We start from the raw sequence: 20,635 nt of genomic DNA, 5'->3' as shown, positions 1-20,635 counted from the left end.
GGAGTTCGTGAACAAGCTACTCGCCGGGGCCGTCGCCGTTGGAATGCTCACGTGCGCAACGATTCTCGATGAGAGTATCGCCGCCGCCGACACCGCTCTGATAGTGCCTGGCACGGCGCCGTCCCCGTACGGGCCACTGAGGTCGCTGTATCACTTCGATCCCGCGATGCAACCGCAGATCGACGCGAACTACTACAGTCCCGCGGCCGTCCGGCGTGTGGTGCCCTATCCCGGCAGCTTCTGGCCGGTCACCGGCCTGAACTCGCCGACCGTCAACAGCTCGGTGAACACCGGGGCGAACAATCTCGATGCCGCGATCCGGACCACCGACGGGCCCATCTCGGTGGCCGGACTGTCCCAGGGCTCGCTGGCGCTCGACCGCGAGCAGGCGCGCCTGGCGCACGATCCGACCGCGCCGCCACCGGGGCAGCTCACGTTCATCAAAGCCGGCAACCCGAACAACCTGCTCTACAAGGCGTTCGGGCCCGGGACGCACGTGCCGATCATCGACTACACCGTCCCCGCTCCGGTGGAGAGCCAGTACGACACGATCAACATCGTGGGCCAGTACGACCCCTTCTCCGACCCGCCCAACCATCCCGGAAATCTGCTGGCCGACCTGAACGCGATTGCCGCGGGAGGGTATTACGGCCACAGCGCCACGGCATTCTCCGACCCGTCTCGCGTCGCGCCCTGGGACATCACGAGGACGACCAACAGCCTGGGCGGCACCTCGACGACGTATTTCATCCGGAACTCTGAGCTGCCGCTGGCCCGGGCACTGGTCGACGGGGCGGGCATGCCCGCCGAGGCGGTGGGCCCGATCGACGCGGTGCTGCGCCCGATGGTCGACAGGGCCTACGACCCGGGACCGGCGCACAACCCCGTCCAGATCATCAACGGCATCACCCACATTCCCACGGTCATCTCCGCCGTGTCCTGGCCCGTCCGGGGTGCCGGCGCCGGCCTCAACCTGGCCACCAACTCGCTGGCGGTCGCCAACCTGGCCCGAGTCGTCGCGCCGGGTCCCAGACTCGGCAAGGGCGGTCTGTTGCCGAAAGTCGTCCGCGCGGTAGTCAAAGCCAAAAAGTAGCAGCGGCTAGAGCCTCAGCCCGTCCCGCGGCGAAAAGCCGACCAGTTGTTCGGCCGTCCACGCCGGTGCCTTCGCTTCGTCGGGCAGCAGCGGCTTGCGTTTGACCGGGCCGCGGTGCCGCCGCAGCGGCCATCGAGTCGCGGCCGCCCAGCCCGACGGCCGCCACCAGTTCGCCTGGCCGACCAGCACGGCGATCGCGGGCACCGTCACCGTCCGCAGCAAAAACGTATCCAGCAGCAGGCCGGTCCCGAGAACGAAACCGGCCTGAATCACCGTGGACAGGCTGGCGAACACCAGGCCGTACATCGACGCGGCCATGATCAGGCCCGCCGCGGTGATCACCCCGCCGGTCGAGGACACGGTCCGAATGACGCCGGAGCGCATTCCCAATGCGGATTCGTCCCGTAGCCGGGAAATGAGCAGCATGTTGTAATCGGCGCCCACCGCGACCAAGATGACAAACGTCAATCCGGGCACGCTCCAATGCATTTCTTCGCCGAGGATGAATTGGAACATGATGACGCCGATACCGAGCGCCGACATGTACGAGACGATCACCGTTCCGATCAGGTACAGCGGCGCAACGACCGCGCGCAGCAATGCGATCAGAATCAGCAACACCACGCAGATGGTCATCGTGATGATGAACCGCAGATCGTGATCGGAATAGTCGCGCGTCGCCTTGATCACGACGGGCAGCCCCACCACCGATATCTTGGCGTCGGCCAGCGTCGTATTCGGTTGGGCGCCTTGCGCGGCGGCCCTGATCGCGTCGACCTGGTCCATCGCGGCGGTGCTGAACGGATTGAGATCGGTCTGGATGAGGTACCGCATCGCGTGCCCGTCGGGGGAAACAAAGGCGCCGGCAAGCCTTTTCAGCTGGTCGGCATTCATCCCACCCAACAGGTCCTGCACGCCGCCCGGCAGCGCCACGGGCCTGCCACCCTCACCGGTGGCATACGACAACGCCTGCGCGGGAATGTAAAACCCCGCCATCGCCGGGGTCGTCGCCTCCTTCTTCATGGACAGCAAGAATGCGGACGCCTCGCCCAGCCCGAAACCCATCTTCTTGACCTGGTCCACCAATTGCTGCACACCGTCGGCCAATTGCCGGCTGCCATCGGCGAGAGTGTTGGTCCCCTGCTGCAAGAAGGTGATTTTCGCCCGCATGCCGCCCGGGCTCCCCATCCCCAAGGAACCCATCGCGCCGATGACGGTGGACAAGGCCCGGCGCAGCCCGGAGACCGTTGACGCGAGTGTCTGCACGGCCTGCGTCGCCCGCAGCTGGCGGGCCAACTCCGATATCTTGCCCAGCGTTCCGTCGTCACGCGCCGTCACCATCCGCCGCAGTTCCTCACGCGCATTGACGCAGGCGGGCTCGGCGCCGCACATCGGGCTGTTGTCGAGCGCGCCCAGCACGGGGTTGGCCCAATCAGAGTTGTTCGCAACGAAATTGGCGTTGGCGCCGATGGCATCGCCAAGCGACCGCATGCCGTTGACGAGACGTTCGGCGCCCTCGAGTTCGGCCAGCGCCCGGTTCCCGCCGAAGATGTTCTGCAGCGTCGCCAGGGCGTCGACCATGCCGCCGACCGCGGACACGGCCTGATTGACCTGGGTCCGCACGTCGCCGAGCTTGCCCGCCATCAGGTTGGCGCCGCCCGCCAGCCGATCGAGATCGCCGGTGTGGTCGACGATTTGCCTGGAGCCCGCATCCAGCTTGTCGCCGACTTCGCCGACCTGCCATGACGTCTTGGCCTGCTCCAGGGACTGCCCGGTCGGCCGGGTGATCCCCCTGACCATCGCGACGCCCGGCACCTGACTGACCCGCTGCGCCATCTGCTCGAGGTCGGCGAGGGCCTTCGCCGTGCGCAAGTCCTGCGGCGACTGGATGAACAGGTACTCGGGGATGATCAGGTTGGTCGAGAAATGCTTGTCCAGCGCGGCATAGCCGACCGAACTCTCGACGTTGCCCGGCAGGGCCTTGCGGTCGTCGTAGTTGTAGCGGGCCAGTCCCGCGCACCCAGCCAGAATCACCAGCACCAGCGCGCTGGCCAGCAGGTGAGTCTTGGGCCGGCGCACGATGTTCACGCCCGAACGCCGCCAGAAGCGGCGGCTGAGATCGCCGCGCGGCGCGATCCAGCCGCGGCGCCCGGCGAGCACCAGGAGGGCCGGCAGCAGGGTGATCGCGGCGAAGAAGACGACGGCCACCGAGATGCCCAGCACCGGTCCGACGGTCCGCAGAATTCCCAACTGGGTGAAGATCATCCCGAGAAACGTGACCGCCACGGTGGCCGCCGACGCCGCGATCACCTTGCCGATGGATGCCAACGCCGTGATGACGGCCTGATCCGAGTCCACGCCCTGTCGCACATAGTCGTGGTAGCGGCTGATCAGGAAGACGGCGTAATCCGTTCCGGCGCCGACCATCATCCCACTCATGAAGATGACGGTCTGGTTGGCGATGCCCAGGCCGGCCGATCCGACCAGGGCCACCAACCGCTGGGCCACCACCGCGGACATGCCGATCGTCAGCAGCGGCAGCACCATCGTGACCGGGTTCCGGTAGATGACCAGCAGGATGACGAGCAACAGAACGACGATCGCCAGCTCGATCCGCGTTCTGTCCCGCCGGCCGGTGAGGTTCAGGTCGGCGACGGTGGACGCGGGCCCGGTGAGGTTGGCCGTCAGCGTGGATCCCGCCACGGTCTGCTTCACGGTGTCGGCCACCCGCGCGTACGCCTGTTTGGATTGCGGCGAGCCCAGATCGCCGGGCAGGCCGATGGGCAGCATCCAGGCCTGGTGATCCTTGCTGGTCATCAGTTCACGCAGTGGCGGTGTGGTGACGAAATCCTGCAGCATCGCCACGCTTCGGGTGTCCCGGTGCAGGGCTTCGACCAGTTTCCGGTAGGTGCCTTCGTCGGCCGGGCTCAGTCCGTTGGTGTCGCTGAGCACCACCACCGCGATGCTCTGCAACCCGGCTTCACCGAACGCGGCGTTCATGTTCCGCGTCGCGGCCAACACCGGTGCGTCGGCCGGCAGGATGGCTACCGGGTGTTGCTGCGAGATCTCTTCCAGCGACGGCGCCGTCAGCGAAAGGATGCCCGCGAGCGCGATCCAAAACCCGATCACCAGCCACGGCCTTCGCCCGATCAGGCGCCCGAGCCGGGGGAAGACGCCCACTTGGTCGTCCTGGCCCGTCTTCGCCAATGACATTCCGAACCGCATTCTTTTCAGCGTCAGTACGCCACCTGCCGGTCGAGGTCGGCAACGTTACGTGCACGCTCCGCCGCCCCGCCGTCGGCGATGCGGACGCACACGGATTTTATGGCACCCAGGTATCGGGTAACGGAATTTCGGGCCGCGGGTTGGTTGGGGAACAATACGCTGGCCGCCGTCTCGTCGAACCGCCCGACCATCGTGCTCAGCGGGTAGGTGACCCTGCCGTCACTGTGCGCACCGACGGCAAGGCCCTCGAATAATTTGGTCATCATCGATAGCGGACTGGCTTGTGCGTCAAAGAAATTGACCAATGCGAACAGCGGTGGGGGCCTGCGCAGCGATGGCACCAACTCCACCACCCGCTCGAATGGCACCCGCGCGAGCTCCGCACCGGAATCGAAGGACGCCTGGGCGCTTCGCGCGATGTCGTTGAAGGACAATCCCGCCACGGGAACGGTGATCGGGATCTGGCCGGTGAACCAACCCTGCGTCGTGAAGTCGGCTTGCGCGCTGCGGGTGTCTTTCGGGGTGATGCCGAAATAGGTTTCGGCACCGGTCAACTCGTGCATCGCCAGAGCGAGGCACGCGAACATGCCTCCGACGAAGCGGGCGCCGGCTGCGACGCAGGCGGTTTCGAATCGGTGGGTTTGTTGCTCGTCCAGCAGCGTCATGCCCAGCAAGTCGCCGTCATAGGACTCGGATTGATCGCCGAGGGGCAGCGGGAACGCGGGGAACGTCCCGTCGTTCAGTTCGGCGAAGTCGATCCAGGCACGTACCTCCGGGGAGTCGACGGTCAGCGCCGAGGTGTGCTCACGCTGCCGGACGCAGTAGTCGGCATAGCTGCCGGCCGGCGGCAGTTCGACCGGCGGGTTTCCCCCGATCAGCTCGGCGTACATGGTCTGGAACTCCATGAGCCCCATCCCGACGAACTGCCCGTCGGCGTGCAGGTGGTCGATGCTGGCGTAGAAGGTGAACCGGTCCGGGCGCTGAATCACCCCGAAGCTGAAGCAATCCCACTGCAGCGCGTCGGGGGTGGCCACGATGTGGTCCTGCAGCTGCGCGCCGGTCCGCTCGCCGTGTTCGGTCAGGACGAACTCGATGTTCGCCGGGTCGGCGATGGTGTGGCGCACGATGTGGTCGGCGTCTCGGTACTCGAACCAACTGCGGTAGGTCTCGTGCCGGCGAAGGTGCGCGTTGATGACGTAGGTCATGGCCCGCAGATCGCACCGGCCCGACACCTCGACGGAAGCGATCAGCAGCCGGGAGTGGTCCAGCCCCCGGGCGGCCTGTTCGCGCAGGCTCCGAAGGTGCCGGGCCTGGACGTAGCTGGGCGGCACGGCGCTCGCCGGCGCCTCGAGCGCCTCGGCACGGGCGGCGGGCGACGGATGCCACGAGAACAATGTGCCGGGCGCGGGCGCCCACTCGTTGACCGTTGAGACATTCAAGGGTCCGATCCGCACTGCTACCTCCCGTACGTAGCACCGACGGCGGTGCGTGGAGAAAGGCAGCTCACTGCTCATCCGGGGGGATCCGCCAAACACCGGTGGTGCCGAGGTTCCTGGGTAGCCTAGCCCGCGTCGGCGTGGACCGCGCGGTACGACGTGCCGACCCGCGCGGCGGGTCGAATCGCTAGGCCGTGCGCTCGGCGAGGGCCTGCCGGGCCGCGTTGTAGCCGGGGATGAATGTGATGCCCGGACCGCCGTGGCAGCCCGCGCTGCCCAGGTACAGGCCCTCGATCGGGATCGGCTGACCGCGAAAGCCCCTTGGGCCGGGCCGGTTCGGCCCGATCTGGTCGGGGTTCAGCAGTCCGTGGCAGTAGTCGCCCCCGGGGGCGCCGAACATCACGCCCATGTGCTTGGGCGTGAAGGTGGTGTGCCGGATGATGCTGCGTTCGAAGTTCGGCGCCATCCGGGTGATCTTGTCGATCACCCGCTGGCCCATTTCGACTTTCGCGTCGCCGTAGTCGGCGCCGCCCTCGATCGGGAACCACAACGCGAACGCCGAGGCGGCGTGCTTGCCCGCGGGCGCCAGGTCCGGGTCGTTCTGCGTGGGGATCTGCAACACGACCGTCGGGTCGGCCGGGACGATTCCGCGCCGAGCTTCCTCCCACTGCTGCTGGACTTCTTCCGGCGTGCAGAACAGGCCTATCGATGCCTGCATCGCCGGCTCGTTGAGCGCCTCGTAGGGCGCGGCGAACTCCGGCGCTTCCTCCAGCGCGAAGTGCATCTGCAGGTAGCTGCCGCGGTGGTCGGTCCCGGCGTATCGCTCCCGAATATCGCCGGGCAGCAGGGCCGGGTCGATCAGTTCGTTGACGGTGATGTCGGGCGCGATGCCGGAGACGACGATCGGCGCGGTCAACGTGTCGCCACCCTCGGTGCGCACCCCGCTCACCCGCCCGTCGGTGACAACGATCTCGGTCACCTTGGTCCGCAGCCGGACTTCGCCGCCGTGGCTTTCCAGCAGTTGGCACAGGTGCGAGGTGAGCGCCCCGATGCCGCCGCGCAGCTTCTTCATCTGCATGGTGTCCCCGTCGGGCACGCCCAACCCGAAGGCCAGCGCGGCCGCGCTGCCCGGCGTGGCGGGCCCGCGATAGAGGGTGTTGACGGCCAGCACCGTCATCGAGCCGCGCAGCGCGCCGTGCTTCTCGCGGTCCGGAAGGTAGCGGTCCAACACGTCGGTGACCGAGCCGAACAACATGTCATCGATGGAAGAGCGTTCGAATTCGTTTGTCGCACAGGCATACATCTCGTCATAGGTCTTGGGCTGCGTTCCCGCCTCGAACCGGCCCAAGGCCCGCGTCGGCGCTTGGCTCCAGGCCATCAGCCCCGCCATCCCGTTGACCGCGTCCGCCCCGTGCACCTCGTTGAGGTGGGTGAACAACTTGATGGGGTCGCTGTACTGGATCAGCGGATCGTCGCCGACGCCGCGCACCGCCACCGACATCACGTCCAGGTCGATCGTCGGCAGGGTGTCCAGACCGAGCTCCTCGACGACCACCATCGACGTGGGGAACTGCACCGAGCCGGCGATCTCGAACCGGTACCCGTCGAAAAGCTCCACCGTGGAAGCCATCCCACCGGCATAGAGCTTGGAATCCAGGCACACTGTCCGCAGACCCGCCTTCTGCAGCAGCACCGCCGCTGCCAGGCCGTTGTGCCCCGCACCGATAACTATCGCGTCATACCGTGTCATGTCCTGCCCTCCAGCAATGGAGGCTGGCACGGCCGCGAAGTTTTGTCAATTATGACGAAACTATTATCGGGAGTCCGTGTCCCAGGCGTCGATGATGCCCGCGCGGAGCGTCTCCAGCGCCGCGTGGCACATCCGCGCCAGCTCGCCCAGCGAGCGATCGTCGCCCAGCATCCAGAACTCCATCGCTCCGAAAACACCCGCCGCGATGCAGCGCGCGATCACCGCGGCACGCAGCCTCCCGTCCAGCGTCCCGCTCGCCGTACAGCTACGTCGGTGCAGCTGCGCCTGGATGACCCCGGCGAAGTCGGCCTGGACTTCCTGCATGTGCCGGACGATGCGGCCGGGGTCGAGTTCGCCGCCCCGCAGAGCGGCTATCTTCGTCACCGCCTCAACGTCATAGGGGAACGAGAAGATGGCCGATTGCACCGAATCGATGATCAGCTCGTCGGCCGGCCGGGCGTCCAGTGCGGCACGAAACCAGTTGAGGCCGGTGTAGTCGGCAAACAACAGATCGTGCTTGGACTTGAAGTGGCGATAGAACGTTCGCAGCGAGACCCCGGCGTCCACCGCGATCTGCTCGGCCGAGGTCTCCTCGACTCCCTGGGCCAGGAATCGCACCAAGGCGGCCTGGATCAACGCCTCCCGCGTGCGCTCGCTGCGCACCGTCTGCGCCGGCCTGACCATGCAAGTAAGGTACCGCACCAATCTTTTGTCAGTATTGACAAAACTTTGGGTCTGGGGTGAGACTGCCGCCATGGTCTCGCTTCTTGTGCATGCAGTTCTCGGGCTCAGTGTCATCGGCTGGATCGTCGCCTCGAACTCGAAGGTCTTCGCCCGGCCGGCCGGCGGGCCGTTGTTTTCCCCGCTGGAATGCCTGTACTACGTCGTCGGCATCGCTTCGGTCGCCCTGGGCTGGTACTTCAACATCACCTACGTCGAGCAGTATTCGCACGGATCCAGCAACCCGCTATGGGGCGAACACGGCAGCTGGGCCGAATACATCAAGCTGATGTTCACCAACCCGGCGGCGGACTCCGCCAGCCAGGACTACACGATCGCGAATGTGATTCTGCTGCCGCTGTTTACGATCGTGGACGGCTACCGCCGCGGGCTCAAGCACCCGTGGCTGTACTTCGTCTCCAGCCTTTTCACCAGCTTCGCGTTCGCGTTCGCCTTCTACTTCGCCACCATGGAGCGGCAGCGCCGCCACGAACAGACGCGCCAGACGGTGGACGCCTAGGCAACCGGTTTGGTGGCCCGCCACCGCTGTCGACCGCGGTGGGCATCGATGCGGATGTCGGTGAATCCCGCGGCGTGCAGCCGCCGCGGGAGGTCCTTCGGTGTGATCGGGTTGTAGGTGTCGGCGACGTGCAGCAGCCGGAATGACAGGGACGGGACGCCGTCGCTACCGGCGAAAACCCCACCCGGTTGCAGCACCCGGAACGCCTCGGCGAACAGCCGGTCCTGCAACTCGGCGCTGGGAACGTGGTGCAGCATCGTGAAGCACACCACCGACGTGAAGTGGCCGGCGGGCAACCCGGTATCGGTGCCGTCGCCGTGGATGACGCGGGCCCGCTCGCCGTAGCGACGCTGCAAGCGATCGGCCATCGCGGCGTCGACTTCGACGGCGGTGAGCGAGGCGGTGCGCTCGACGAGCGCGCGAAGCGTGGCCCCGTATCCGGGGCCGATTTCCAAAGTCCGGGCGCCCAATTCGACCCCGTCCAACGCCCAGGGCAACAGCCGATCGGCCACCGCTTTTTCCCAGCCCGCCGAGCTGCACCAGCGCCGGTGCAGAAAATTCATCGCCATAGCAATCACGCTAGGCCGACGCACGGGCTGCGGGCTTCCGATATTCTGCCGTGGTATGTCGGGAATCAGCCATCACGGGCGGGCGACGTCGTCGCAGGCGCTGCCGCCGGGAGCCCGGATCGAGCGGCACCGGCATGCCCTGCACCAGATCGTCTATCCGTCCTCGGGCGCGGTCTCGGTCACCACCCCGGCGGGGACCTGGATCACCCCGGCGAATCGCGCGATCTGGATACCGGCGGGCTGCTGGCATGAACATAAGTTCCACGGCCACACGCAGTTTCACGGCGTCGCGCTGGACCCCAGCCGTTACGCTCACGGCCCCGCGGCACCGGCCGTGCTGGCGGTCAACCCATTGATGCGCGAACTCATCATCGCGTGTTCGCAGACCGACGGGACCGACACCGACTCACACCACCGGATGCTGGCCGTGCTGCACGATCAGTTGCAGACGACCAGCAGCGGCGAGCCACTGTGGATTCCCACACCCGTCGACGGCCGGCTGGGGCAAGCATGCGCGATGATCGCCGACAACCTGCGCGAGCCGCTGACCTTGCTGCAGATCGGCCACCGGGTCGGCGTCAGCCAGCGCACACTGAGCCGCCTGTTCCGCGACGAGCTGGCAATGACCTTTCCGCAATGGCGCACCCAGCTCCGGCTGCAACACGCCCTGGTGCTGCTCGCCGAGCACCGCGACGTCACGTCGGTGGCGGCCGAATGTGGTTGGGCCACACCAAGTGCCTTCATCGACACCTACCGGCGGGCTTTCGGGCACACCCCGGGCCGGCTGGCCGCGAAGGCGCTTTAGCCAATGGTGGCGACCCGTCCCCCGCAAGCGGGAGGTACCCCAGCGCCCGGCTACGCCGCGCTTGCGATCGCCACTAGCCGACGGGCTCGAGCAGCTCGGTGCCGACAAACGGCACCAGCGCGCCGGGCACCCGCACGCTGCCGTCGGACTGTTGGTGGTTCTCCAGGATCGCCACCAGCCACCGGGTGGTGCCCAGCGTGCCGTTGAGCGTGGCCGCGGTCTGCGGTTTGCCGTTGTCGTCGCGGTATCGCGTCGCCAGCCGGCGCGCCTGAAAGGTGGTGCAGTTGGACGTCGACGTCAGCTCGCGGTAGGCCCCCTGGGTGGGAACCCATGCCTCGCAGTCGAACTTGCGGGCGGCCGACGACCCGAGATCGCCTGCGGCGACATCGATCACCCGATAGGGCACGCCGATGCGGGCCAGCATCTCACGTTGCCAGCCCAAAAGCCGTTCGTGTTCGGCCTCGGCCTCGGCGGGCGTGCAGTAGACGAACCCCTCGACCTTGTCGAATTGGTGCACCCGGATGATGCCGCGGGTGTCCTTGCCGTAGCTACCGGCCTCGCGCCGGAAGCACGACGACCAGCCCGCGTAGCGCAGCGGGCCACCGGACAGGTCCAGGATCTCGTCGGCGTGGTAGCCGGCCAGCGGCACCTCGGAGGTGCCGACCAGATAGAGGTCGTCGGCCTCCACCCGGTAGATCTCGTCGGCGTGGGCGCCCAGGAACCCGGTGCCCGCCATCACCTCCGGGCGCACCAGCACCGGCGGAATCATCGGAATGAAGCCGTTGTCGACGGCCAGCCGCAGGGCCAGCTGCAGCAGTCCCAGCTGCAGCAGCGCGCCCCGCCCGGTCAGGAAGTAGAAGCGCGAGCCGGACACCTTGGCGCCGCGCTGCATGTCGATGAGCCCCAGGGATTCGCCGAGCTCGAGGTGGTCCTTCGGGTTTTCCAGTCGCGCGGGTTCGCCCACCACGTCGAGGACGCGGTAGTCGTCCTCCCCGCCGGCCGGAACCCCGTCGATGATGACGTTGGAGATCGCCATGTGCGCCGCGGTGAACGCCGCCTCGGCCTCGGCCTGCCCGCTTTCCGCGGCCTTTACCTGCTCGGCCAACTCCTTGGCGCGCGCCAGCTTGGCCGGGCGCTCCTCGGGCGACGCGGCGCCGACGCTCTTGCTGGCGGATTTCTGTTCCGCGCGCAGCGCATCGGCCGACGAGATCGCCGCCCGGCGGGCGGCATCGGCCACCAGTAAAGCGTCGACCAGCGCCGGGTCCTCGCCACGGTCGAGTTGGGAGCGGCGCACGGCGTCGGGGTCTTCCCGGAGCAGCTTCAGGTCGATCACGGCCCTGACACTACTTTTTCGGCCCCGGCCGGATCGCAGAGCATCCCACCGAATTCATCCCAGGACTCACATCAGTAACTTTTGTCACGCACCACAGGTGCTCCTGTCAGAATGGAGCCGATGTCGCAAGCGCCCGAGACGGACCTTCCGGAAGCCCTGGAGGCCGACGCCCACACCGCAGGGCCGGAACAGCCGCAAGCCGGCTTCCGGTGGCCGCGCAGTCTGCAGGCGCAGGCAACTCGGCGCGCCCTGCTCCTGACCGCGCTGGGCGCATTGCTGATCGCCGGGCTGGTCACCGCGCTGCCGGTCGGCGGCACCGGGCCGGGGCGGTTGTCCGGCTACCTCAACGGAAACCCGGTTCCCACCACCGGAAGCAAGAGCGACGCCGCCTTCAACAAAGCCGCCAGCGGCGACTGCCTGACGTGGCCGGATACCACCCCGGAGTCGGCGAAGATCGTCAACTGCGTCGACGACCACAAGTTCGAAGTCGCCGAGTCTGTCGACATGCGGACGTTCCCGGGCTCCGAGTACGGGCCCAACGCCGCTCCCCCGTCACCCGCTCGCATTCAGCAGATCACCCAGGAGCAATGCGAGTCCGCCGTGCGCAACTACCTGGGCCCCAAGTTCGATCCCAACAGCAAGTTCACCGTCAGCCTGCTGTGGCCCGGTGACCGGGCCTGGCGCCAGTCCGGCGAGCGCCGCATGCTGTGCGGACTGCAGCTGCCCGGCACCAACAACCAGCAACAGGCCTTCAAGGGCAAGGTCGCCGACGTCGACCAGTCCAAGGTCTGGCCGGCCGGCACCTGCCTGGGCATCGACTCGACCACCAACCAGCCGATCGACGCTCCGGTCGAGTGCGCGGCGCCGCACGCGATGGAGGTGACCGGCACGGTCAACCTGGCCGAGAAGTTCCCCGGCGCGCTGCCGGCGGAGCCCGACCAGGACGGGTACATCAAAGATCTGTGCACCAAGATGACCGACACCTACCTGGCGCCGGTCAAGTTGCGCACCACCACCCTGACGCTGATCTACCCCACTGTGCCGCTGGCCAGCTGGACCGCCGGCAGCCGCGAGGTGGCCTGCAGCATCGGCGCGACGCTGGGCAACGGCGGCTGGGCCACCCTGGTCAACAGCGCCAAGGGCCAGCTGCTGATCAACGGCCAGCCGCCGGTGCCGCCACCCGACATTCCCGAAGAGCGGCTGACGCTGCCGCCGATACCGCTCCAGGTACCGGCTCAGGCTCCGCCGAACCAGGCCGGCGCTCCCCCGGAGATCCCGCCAAACAATCAGCACCTCCCGGGCCAGCAGCCGGTGGTGACGCAGCCGCAGGCGCCGGCATCGGACACCCCGGCTCCCCAGGCGCCGCCGCCCGCGGACGCCGGTGCGCCGCCGCAGCCTCCGCCCCCCGCGGACGGCGGAGCGCCACCACCGCCGCCCAACCCGGCGCCGGAGGCACCGCCCGCCGCGGCACCAGCCGGGGGATAACGGAGTGCCCGCGCGGATGGATCCGCAGCGGTTCGACGAACTCGTTTCCGACGCGCTCGACCTGATCCCGCCCGAGCTGGCGGCGGCGATGGACAACGTCGTCGTTCTGGTCGACGACCGCCACCCCGAGGACGGCGAACTGCTCGGGCTGTACGAAGGGGTCGCCCTGACCGAGCGCGACTCGGACTACGCCGGATCCCTGCCCGACGCCATCACCATCTACCGCGAGGCGCTGCTGGACGTCTGCGAATCCGACGACGACGTCGTCGAGGAAGTGGCGATCACGGTGATCCACGAGGTCGCCCACCACTTCGGCATCGATGACGACCGGCTGGAAGAACTGGGCTGGGCCTGAACAACCTGTCAGCCGCGCCGCAGTTTATGGGCGCGGCATCCCGGATTTGTCCGCGGCCGGTGCTATGAACGGGTTATGAGTGCTGACTGCCGCGACTGCCGGGCAGGCTTAGATCACTGTCACGGCACCATCATTCGCCATTCACTGCGCCGCTCGGAATGCACGGAGCCGGATTGCTTCAGCCCCGAGTTGTTGCCGCACGCCTTCGTCGTCGACTGCGACGCGGTCGGCTGCGGATGCTCCGAATCGGTCGCGCTGGCCGTTTGATCGGCCGTCAGCCCATCGGGTCGGCGCTCGAGTGCACCGCGTCCGCGACGGGAGTGGCGTCGGCCTCGGGGTAGAACGGTGGCGCCAGGGTCCCCCACCGCACGCAGCTCCACCGCCCGTCGGTGATGGGTGCCAGCACCACAGATTCGGCGTTGTCGAGATGGTTGTCCAGCGCAAAGGTGGCCTCCACACCGGCCAGCATGGCGGCGGCCAGTCGGATCGCCGCGCCATGGCTGACGACGACGATGTCGCCGGTCCAGTCGTGGTCGTCGAGGTAGCGCAGGCGCAGGTCGGTGAGCGGCGGTACGTAGCGGTCCAACACGTCGTTGCCGGATTCCCCACCGGGCAGCGGGACGTCGAGATCACCGTGATGCCATCGTTCGTAGATCGCGTTGAATTCCGCAACGGCGTCGTCGTCGTTGCGGTTTTCCAGCCCCCCGACTTGGACCTCGTGAATGCCGGGCATTTCGATGGCGGCCATCTCGAGCTCGGCGCCGATGACCCCGGCCGTCTGCGATGCGCGAATCGCCACCGAGTGAGCCAGTAGCGCGGGCCGTCCCGCACCGCGGGCGAAGCCGCGGGCCTGGTCGCGGCCCAGCGGCGTCAGCTCCGCCCCGGGCGGGCGGGTGTCCAGCCTGCGTTCGACGTTGCCGTACGACTGGCCGTGTCGCAGTAACACCAGGCGGCCAGTCATGGCTCGATGCCTCCGGCCTCGGTTTCCGGTTTGCCTTGACGTAGCCGCGCCAGCCAGCGGGCCGCCTCATCGGCCGGCGGCGGCAGCACCCCGGCGGGCGAGCCCGTCGGCCAAGATCCCAGGTATCGCACATCGGCACAACGACGGTGCAGCGCTTTAAGTGCCTCGGCGACGGCGTCGTCGTCGATGTGGCCGACGCAGTCGGCGAAGAACACGTAGGTGCCCAGCGCGGTCCGGGTCGGCCGGGATTCGATTCGGGTCAGGTCGATGCCGCGGATGCCGAATTCGGTCAGCGCCCCCAACAGCGCACCGGGCGCGTTGTCGATACGCAGCACCACCGCCGTCCGGTCGGCACCGGTGCGATCCGGCGGCGGGCCAGGCGGGCCGACCAGGAGGAACCGGGTGCGGGCGTTGGGTTCGTCGATCACGCCGTCGGCCAGCGCGGCCAGCCCCCAATGGGTGGCGGCCAGCGGCGAAGTCACCGCGGCGTCGGCTTGCCCCTCGGCCACCTGCCGCGCCGCGTCGGCGTTGGAGTACGCCGGCCGCAGCTCGGCGTCGGGCAGCTCGGCGGCCACCCAATGCCGCACCTGCGCGGCGGCCACGGGAAACGCCGCCAGGGTGCGCACATCGGCGGCGGTTCGGCCGGGTTTGACGACGATGCTGAACGCGACGTCCAGGGTTGTTTCGGCGAACACTTGCAGGGGCGAACCGATGGCCAAGCTGTCGAGCGTGGGCGTCACAGACCCGTCGATCGAGTTCTCGATCGGGACGCATGCGTATTCGGCACCGCCATCGCGAACGGCGTCCAGCGCCGCGGCGGTGCTTTCGACGGGCAGCCGCCGGACCTCGTCTGGTCCCTGATCTGGAATCAGACCGGCAGCCGTGATCTGCAACAGCGCCGCCTCGGTGAAGGTCCCTTCCGGACCGAGATAAGCGATGCGGACCACGCCCCAACCCTAGCGGCGAGCGCCGCCAAACGGCTCTTGCGGCACTCCGCCATCTAAGTTAACTTAGGCTTACCTAATTTAAGGAGAATGGTGTTACCGCTTACCTGCCCCTCCCCGACGACGGCCGAACGCATCCGCAGCGCGTGCGTCCGTGCCGGTGGCGCGCTCTTGGCGCTGGAAACCGTGCACGCGCGCCAGGATCCGGTCGTGACGCCGGTGCATCACCTGCTGCCCGACGGATCCTTCGCGCTGGCGCTCCCGAGTGAGCGTGACGGCCAGCCGGACGGCACCATCGCCGGTTCGCAAGCGCTCCTGGAGTTGACCGACTATGCCCCGCTTCCACTGCGGGAGCCGGTGCGCTCGCTGGTGTGGGTACGCGGGCGCCTGCAGGAATTCCGCCCGGCCAAGATCGCCGAGACGGTCGACCTGATCGCCGCCGAGTGGCCGCACCCCGCGCTGCTTCAAGTCGACACCCCGCGCAGCGCGCCGTCGGACGGGCAGGAAGCGCGGTACACACTGTTCCGGCTGGAGATCGCATCCGTCGTCGTCACCGACGCCACCGGCGCCGAGCCCGTCAGCGTGGCGGATCTCCTCGCGGCCCGGCCCGACCCGTTCTGCGAGATCGAGTCGAACCTGCTGTGGCATTTGGACACCGTCCACAGCGATGTGGTCGCGCGGCTGGTATCCCGGCTGCCCGCGCCGTTGCGCCGCGGGCAGGTGCGCCCGCTCGGCCTCGACCGCTATGGCGTGCGCTTCCGCGTCGAGGGCGCGGACCGCGACCACGATGTCCGGCTGCCGTTCCACAAGCCGGTGGACGACATGACCGGGTTGAGCCAGGCCATCCGGGTGCTGATGGGTTGCCCGTTCATCAATGGCCTGCGCGCCCGCCAGTAGTCGAACCCGTCGTGTCGGGCCGCGCCTACCGCGTACGTTAACCAGGTGAACGGCGATCGACCACCGCACCGGCCCGAGCCGCGCACCGAGCCGTCCCAGGTGATTCGCCGCGGGGCTCGCCCACCGACACCGGCCGAACAGACCACGCCGCTGCGGCGGACGCCACCGCCGCCACCGCCTGCACCGCCTCGCGTCGGCGAGCCGCCGCGCCGGGTCCCGCCGACGCCACCCCCCCGTCAAGCGAACGACCCCCCGCCGCGGCCCACCGCACCGGGCGCGCGCCGCAGACGCGGCTGGCGCCGCTGGTTCCGCGCGATGGTTTCGGCCATGGTGATCGCCTTCCTGCTGGCCGGCATCGGCGCCGTCTGCGGGGCCGTCTGGTTCGACAGCAGATTGCACCGCGACGAGATTCTGACCGACTACCCGGGACGCCCCGGGCACGGCCGCGGGACCAACTGGTTGCTCGTCGGCTCCGACAGCCGCCAAGGGCTCAGCCCCGAACAGCAGGAGGACCTGGCCACCGGCGGCGACATCGGCAGCAGCCGGACCGACACCATCCTGCTGGTACACCTGCCCGAGCTGTGGTCCGGCGGGCGGGTGACGATGGTGTCGATACCGCGTGACTCCTACGTCCCGATCCCCGGCCACGGCAAGGACAAGATCAACGCCGCATTTTCGATGGGCGGGGCGGCCCTGCTGGCCCAGACGGTGGAGCAGGCCACCGGGCTGCGCCTCGACCATTACGCCGAGATCGGATTCGGCGGATTCGCCGACGTGGTGGACGCGCTCGGCGGGGTGACGGTGTGCCCGACGACGCCGCTGGCCGACCCCTTGGCCGGGATCGACCTGCCGGCCGGCTGCCAGAAACTCAACGGCCGCAACGCCCTGGGGTACGTTAGGACGCGGGATACCCCCCGGGCGGATCTGGACCGGATGGTCAATCAGCGGCAGTTCGTGGCGGCGCTGCTGCACGCCGCCGCCAGCCCGGCGGTGTGGCTCAATCCCTGGCGCTGGTACTCGGTGCCGCGCGCGGTCGCCGACGCCCTGACCGTTGACCGCGGCGACCACGTTTGGGATCTGGCCCGCCTCGGCTGGGGATTGCACGGCTCCCCCAACACCATGACCGTCCCGATCGGGCAGTTCACCAGCGGCGACGCCGGGTCGGTGGTGGTGTGGAACCACGACGAGGCCAGCCGGTTGTTCGAGGCACTGGCCTCCGATGCGCCCGTGCCCACCGCTCCGCCGGACTAACCGCGGCCGTTCTGCAGATACGCCTTCGTGCGGCCCGGGTGGTGGGTGGCAAGCCAGGCCACCCCGACGTCGCGGCAGAAGTCGAGGTCTTCGTACTCGTCGACGTTCCAGCAGTACACGGCCCGGCCCTGGGCGATCGCGCGATCCGCGAGTTGGGGATATTCCTTCAACGTCGGCAGCGATGGCCCGACGGCGGTGGCGCCGACAGCGGTGGCCGCGCCGCTGGTCAGGTAGCGCGCGGTTTTGCCGAGGAGCACCGTCGGCAGGAGCGGAGCGGCTCGACGGATCCGCCAGACCGCGGCCGCCGAAAACGACATCACCACCGCGCGGGACCGGTCGGCGGAGGCGGGCGCGGCGATGCCGAACCGGTGCAACAGCGCGAGAAGCTTGGTCTCCACCAACGAGCCGTACCGGACCGGGTGCTTGGTCTCGATGAAGAGTTTCACAGGCCGGTGCCAGTCCAGCACGAGAGAAACCAGCGCGTCCAGCGTCAACAAACTGGTGTCACCGTGCGTGCCGTCTTCACGCCAGCTGTCGTGCCACGCTCCGTACTCGAGCTCGCGCAGCTCGGCGAGGGTCATGGTGCTGACCAAGCCTGCCCCGGTCGACGTCCGGTCGAGCCGGCGGTCGTGCACGCACACCAGGTGGCCGTCGCGGGTCAGGCGCACGTCGCATTCCACGCCGTCGGCGCCCTGTTTGAGGGCAAGATCGTAGGCGGCCAGGGTGTGTTCGGGCCGCGCGGCCGACGCTCCGCGGTGGGCTACCACAAAGGGATGCCCGGCGAGCACCTCCTCGGCCGACGTCATACGCCTAATGCTGCCGCTTCCCGCCCCTCCAGCTCAACCGGGCCTGTTGTTGGCGCCGGATCGCCGGAGACCACAACCCAGCGGTGCGCGGGCCGTTCGACCGGTTTCCGCTCGAACCCCTCGAAGACTTGTGCGGCGGCGGCCACAGCGAGCGCCGCGAGCAGGTACGCAAAAACCATCGTGAGCGTGTTGTTGGCGATGCCCTGGGCGTCGGTGGCGAAGCTGGTGACCATGGCGAAGACCGACACCAGGTAGCTGGCGACCCAGGCGATCCACCACTGGACGATGGGTCTGCGTATCCGGGCGTAGTGCTCTTCCAGGATCGCCAGCTCTATGACGTAGACCGGCGCCCACAGCAGATTGGCCAGCGGCACAGCACACCCGGCCCACAACGCTCGGGTGGACCGCGGCTCTGGCAGGCCGTGATGCGCGAACACGGCGGCGCGCCGCGCAATGAGCCAACGGATCAGCATCACCCCAGAGGTGAGCACCGCCGCGATCGCGGCCACGCTGGCCAGGATGCCGAGCCAGTCCGCCGCGCCGGCGACCCAAGAGTTCAACAAGGTGTTCCGGTTGATGACCAGCAGCACGTATCGCACGACGTAGACCAGGGCGGCGATGCCGAGGACGAGCACGCTCACGAACAGGGTGGTGCGAATCATCGGTGCCGATGGGCCTGCGTGCGTGGGTTTCTCAGCTGCCGCGGGCGTTTGCTCGATGCGGTCGGCCAACCCCCAGCGGGGCATCACCGCATAGCGCGGGGTGGGGCCGAGTGGGCGCCGTCCACGCCGAGTGGGCGGCGCGGCGCCGGGACGCACCGCTATCCAGCGAAAGCCCGGCGGTAGCCGCGGCGGGGTGCGCTGCCAGCCCGGAGCCCTGGACGGCCGGCTCGGCGCCACCGGGTTGTGTGCGCTCCACCGCGGGTCGGGCGCCGGGGCATCCGCCAGGGGCGCCATCAGGGCCCCGCTGCAACGGGGACACCACTCGCGTCGCCGCTCGCGCACGTTCCACCGAGTGCCGCATTGGGAGCACACCTGGATCACCGGACTAGCCTAACCGTGCGACGATGCGGGCCGCGGGACGCTCAGCAATGGCCGGAGTCGAGCCGGTCGGCTATCTCCTCAGCTACCACGACTATCCACAGTTTCCACAGGTTTATCCACACGTGGTTATTGGGTAAGGGAAGCGTTACTACAGCCCTACCGGCTAGCCGCGGTTGCACATGTGGATAACACCGCGGAGTCGAGCCATCCATTGACAGCCCAGAACGGTGGTTGAGCGAAATGGATTGCCTTGCTAAGCATCCGCAGGGCAGCCTGCGCCACACGGCGGCTGACGCAGGTCTGGGCTTTCGGCACGCCCCTCCCGCGGGTGTCGTCAACCCGCAGCTCAGCGCATTATTTTCCAAGCTCGCCGCGAAGCGTTATGATCGCCTTCGCGAAAATTGTTTGTGACTCACCTCACTACCGCGAGGTGAGGGGCGGGTGAAAGGCGATTGATGGCCACGCATTCGTTCGGTCCGGGTTCACCGGCCCCCTCGAAGTCGTACTCCGGCTCGCCCGCGTGGAATCACAGCTACAGCGTCGCCGCACTGCGCGCCGGGCTGATCGCACTGGCGTTGCTCGCGGTGCTCGCCCTCATCGTTTTGTCTTGAATCGTTTTGTCTTGAACCGACGCCGAGCGGGTATCCGGCTTCGGAGCCCGTAGCGGTCATTCTTGCGGTCCGCGCAGTCATGGAGCAGGGTTGTCTACGGCTGGCCGCCGCGTGGCAGGCTCGCGCATGAGCGTAAGAAAAAGACAACCGAAGAAAGGAACGCCGTGGCTGAATACACCCTGCCCGATTTGGACTGGGACTACGCAGCGTTGGAACCGCACATCTCGGGTCAGATCAACGAGATCCACCACAGTAAGCACCACGCCACGTATGTCAAAGGCGTGAACGACGCGGTCGCCAAACTCGAAGAGGCACGCGCCAATGACGACCACGCCGCGATCTTCCTCAACGAGAAGAACCTGGCGTTCCACCTCGGGGGCCACGTCAACCACTCGATCTGGTGGAAGAACCTGTCGCCGGACGGCGGCGACAAGCCGACCGGCGAGCTGGGCGCCGCGATCGATGACGCCTTCGGATCCTTCGACAAATTCCGCGCCCAGTTCAGCGCGGCAGCCAATGGCCTTCAGGGGTCGGGCTGGGCAGTGCTGGGTTACGACACGCTCGGCGGCAGACTGCTCACCTTCCAGCTCTACGACCAGCAGGCCAACGTCCCGCTCGGCATCATTCCCCTGCTGCAGGTCGACATGTGGGAGCACGCGTTCTACCTGCAGTACAAGAACGTCAAGGCGGACTACGTCAAGGCGTTCTGGAACGTCGTCAACTGGCCCGACGTGCAGAAGCGGTACGCGGCCGCCACGTCGAAAACCAGCGGGCTGATCTTCGGCTGAGTGCACCTCGATCGGCGGGGGCGTCGCGCGAGCTTGCGCGGCG

The 20,635-nt window shown here is 68.0% G+C and carries 19 protein-coding genes and 1 pseudogene; 10 read left to right on the top strand and 10 right to left on the bottom strand.

Features of this window, described 5'->3' with window-relative positions; all coding sequences use genetic code 11:
• The first annotated feature begins 7 nt into the window (after nucleotides 1–7).
• A complete protein-coding gene (locus AWC17_RS14370; protein ID WP_046183327.1) occupies nucleotides 8–1,093 on the top strand; it encodes a PE-PPE domain-containing protein in 1,086 nt (361 codons plus the stop codon).
• Nucleotides 1,094–1,099: 6 nt separating this feature from the next.
• Here AWC17_RS14370 and AWC17_RS14365 read toward each other — a convergent pair whose 3' ends face one another.
• The 4 genes from AWC17_RS14365 to AWC17_RS14350 all read right to left on the bottom strand — a co-directional run bounded on the left by AWC17_RS14365 (nucleotide 1,100) and on the right by AWC17_RS14350 (nucleotide 8,188).
• On the bottom strand, nucleotides 1,100–4,318 hold the full coding sequence (locus tag AWC17_RS14365) for an MMPL/RND family transporter (protein ID WP_231614191.1): 3,219 nt from the start codon (nucleotides 4,316–4,318) through the stop codon (nucleotides 1,100–1,102).
• A gap of 11 nt (nucleotides 4,319–4,329) precedes the next feature.
• Nucleotides 4,330–5,772: a condensation domain-containing protein gene (locus tag AWC17_RS14360; protein WP_047322848.1), complete on the bottom strand. Its 1,443-nt coding sequence runs from the start codon at nucleotides 5,770–5,772 to the stop codon at nucleotides 4,330–4,332.
• Between the two features lie 169 nt (nucleotides 5,773–5,941).
• Entirely contained in the window at nucleotides 5,942–7,504 is a 1,563-nt protein-coding gene (locus AWC17_RS14355) for a phytoene desaturase family protein (RefSeq protein WP_047322847.1), read from the bottom strand.
• 63 nt (nucleotides 7,505–7,567) lie between these two features.
• Nucleotides 7,568–8,188 (bottom strand): TetR/AcrR family transcriptional regulator, encoded by a 621-nt coding sequence (locus AWC17_RS14350; protein WP_047322846.1) that lies wholly within the window; start codon nucleotides 8,186–8,188, stop codon nucleotides 7,568–7,570.
• Between the two features lie 70 nt (nucleotides 8,189–8,258).
• Here AWC17_RS14350 and AWC17_RS14345 point away from each other — a divergent pair, with 70 nt between their 5' ends.
• Nucleotides 8,259–8,744: a DUF2834 domain-containing protein gene (locus AWC17_RS14345; RefSeq protein WP_046183323.1), complete on the top strand. Its 486-nt coding sequence runs from the start codon at nucleotides 8,259–8,261 to the stop codon at nucleotides 8,742–8,744.
• Here AWC17_RS14345 and AWC17_RS14340 read toward each other — a convergent pair.
• Nucleotides 8,741–9,313, bottom strand: coding sequence for a class I SAM-dependent methyltransferase (locus AWC17_RS14340; protein WP_046183322.1), 573 nt, complete (start codon nucleotides 9,311–9,313; stop codon nucleotides 8,741–8,743). The two genes, AWC17_RS14345 and AWC17_RS14340, sit on opposite strands and share 4 nt — an antisense overlap.
• A 55-nt stretch (nucleotides 9,314–9,368) precedes the next feature.
• Between AWC17_RS14340 and AWC17_RS14335 the strand changes: the two genes are divergently transcribed.
• Nucleotides 9,369–10,118: an AraC family transcriptional regulator gene (locus AWC17_RS14335; protein WP_047324113.1), complete on the top strand. Its 750-nt coding sequence runs from the start codon at nucleotides 9,369–9,371 to the stop codon at nucleotides 10,116–10,118.
• 73 nt (nucleotides 10,119–10,191) lie between these two features.
• On the opposite strand, the gene serS is transcribed toward AWC17_RS14335, so the two are convergent.
• A complete protein-coding gene (gene serS, locus AWC17_RS14330; protein ID WP_085164804.1) occupies nucleotides 10,192–11,451 on the bottom strand; it encodes a serine--tRNA ligase in 1,260 nt (419 codons plus the stop codon).
• Nucleotides 11,452–11,562: 111 nt separating this feature from the next.
• Here serS and AWC17_RS14325 point away from each other — a divergent pair, with 111 nt between their 5' ends.
• From AWC17_RS14325 to AWC17_RS14315, 3 genes and pseudogenes are all read left to right on the top strand, one after another.
• Complete coding sequence (locus AWC17_RS14325; protein WP_047324115.1) at nucleotides 11,563–12,936, top strand: septum formation family protein; 1,374 nt, start codon at nucleotides 11,563–11,565, stop codon at nucleotides 12,934–12,936.
• Between the two features lie 4 nt (nucleotides 12,937–12,940).
• A pseudogene (locus AWC17_RS14320) lies at nucleotides 12,941–13,370 on the top strand (metallopeptidase family protein).
• Complete coding sequence (locus AWC17_RS14315; RefSeq protein WP_046183317.1) at nucleotides 13,367–13,558, top strand: hypothetical protein; 192 nt, start codon at nucleotides 13,367–13,369, stop codon at nucleotides 13,556–13,558. The pseudogene AWC17_RS14320 and the gene AWC17_RS14315 overlap by 4 nt, the downstream one beginning before the upstream one ends.
• A 7-nt stretch (nucleotides 13,559–13,565) precedes the next feature.
• On the opposite strand, the gene AWC17_RS14310 is transcribed toward AWC17_RS14315, so the two are convergent.
• Both AWC17_RS14310 and pheA read right to left on the bottom strand, forming a co-directional pair.
• Nucleotides 13,566–14,252: a histidine phosphatase family protein gene (locus tag AWC17_RS14310; RefSeq protein WP_046183316.1), complete on the bottom strand. Its 687-nt coding sequence runs from the start codon at nucleotides 14,250–14,252 to the stop codon at nucleotides 13,566–13,568.
• Entirely contained in the window at nucleotides 14,249–15,199 is a 951-nt protein-coding gene (gene pheA, locus AWC17_RS14305; protein ID WP_046183315.1) for a prephenate dehydratase, read from the bottom strand. Before pheA ends, AWC17_RS14310 begins: the two co-directional genes overlap by 4 nt.
• Nucleotides 15,200–15,289: 90 nt before the next feature.
• Between pheA and AWC17_RS14300 the strand changes: the two genes are divergently transcribed.
• Both AWC17_RS14300 and AWC17_RS14295 read left to right on the top strand, forming a co-directional pair.
• Nucleotides 15,290–16,093: a DUF2470 domain-containing protein gene (locus AWC17_RS14300; RefSeq protein WP_141224631.1), complete on the top strand. Its 804-nt coding sequence runs from the start codon at nucleotides 15,290–15,292 to the stop codon at nucleotides 16,091–16,093.
• A 45-nt stretch (nucleotides 16,094–16,138) separates the two neighbouring features.
• Nucleotides 16,139–17,344, top strand: coding sequence for an LCP family protein (locus AWC17_RS14295; RefSeq protein ID WP_047324118.1), 1,206 nt, complete (start codon nucleotides 16,139–16,141; stop codon nucleotides 17,342–17,344).
• On the opposite strand, the gene AWC17_RS14290 is transcribed toward AWC17_RS14295, so the two are convergent.
• Together AWC17_RS14290 and AWC17_RS14285 are read right to left on the bottom strand one after the other, a co-directional pair.
• The gene (locus AWC17_RS14290; RefSeq protein WP_046186038.1) at nucleotides 17,341–18,150 is read right to left on the bottom strand and encodes a glycerophosphodiester phosphodiesterase; all 810 of its coding nucleotides are present in this window, start codon (nucleotides 18,148–18,150) and stop codon (nucleotides 17,341–17,343) included. The genes AWC17_RS14295 and AWC17_RS14290 overlap by 4 nt on opposite strands.
• Complete coding sequence (locus AWC17_RS14285; protein WP_082147677.1) at nucleotides 18,147–19,193, bottom strand: DUF4328 domain-containing protein; 1,047 nt, start codon at nucleotides 19,191–19,193, stop codon at nucleotides 18,147–18,149. The genes AWC17_RS14290 and AWC17_RS14285 overlap by 4 nt, the downstream gene beginning before the upstream one ends.
• Before the next feature lie 455 nt (nucleotides 19,194–19,648).
• Here AWC17_RS14285 and AWC17_RS32725 point away from each other — a divergent pair, with 455 nt between their 5' ends.
• Both AWC17_RS32725 and AWC17_RS14280 read left to right on the top strand, forming a co-directional pair.
• Nucleotides 19,649–19,804: a hypothetical protein gene (locus AWC17_RS32725; protein WP_167385587.1), complete on the top strand. Its 156-nt coding sequence runs from the start codon at nucleotides 19,649–19,651 to the stop codon at nucleotides 19,802–19,804.
• Nucleotides 19,805–19,968: 164 nt separating this feature from the next.
• Nucleotides 19,969–20,592, top strand: a complete 624-nt coding sequence (locus tag AWC17_RS14280) for a superoxide dismutase (RefSeq protein WP_046186039.1) — start codon at nucleotides 19,969–19,971, stop codon at nucleotides 20,590–20,592.
• Nucleotides 20,593–20,635: the final 43 nt, after the last annotated feature.

This window comes from Mycobacterium nebraskense (assembly GCF_002102255.1).
Classification (GTDB): domain Bacteria; phylum Actinomycetota; class Actinomycetes; order Mycobacteriales; family Mycobacteriaceae; genus Mycobacterium; species Mycobacterium nebraskense.
This window is presented reverse-complemented; position numbering and strand designations above follow the sequence as displayed.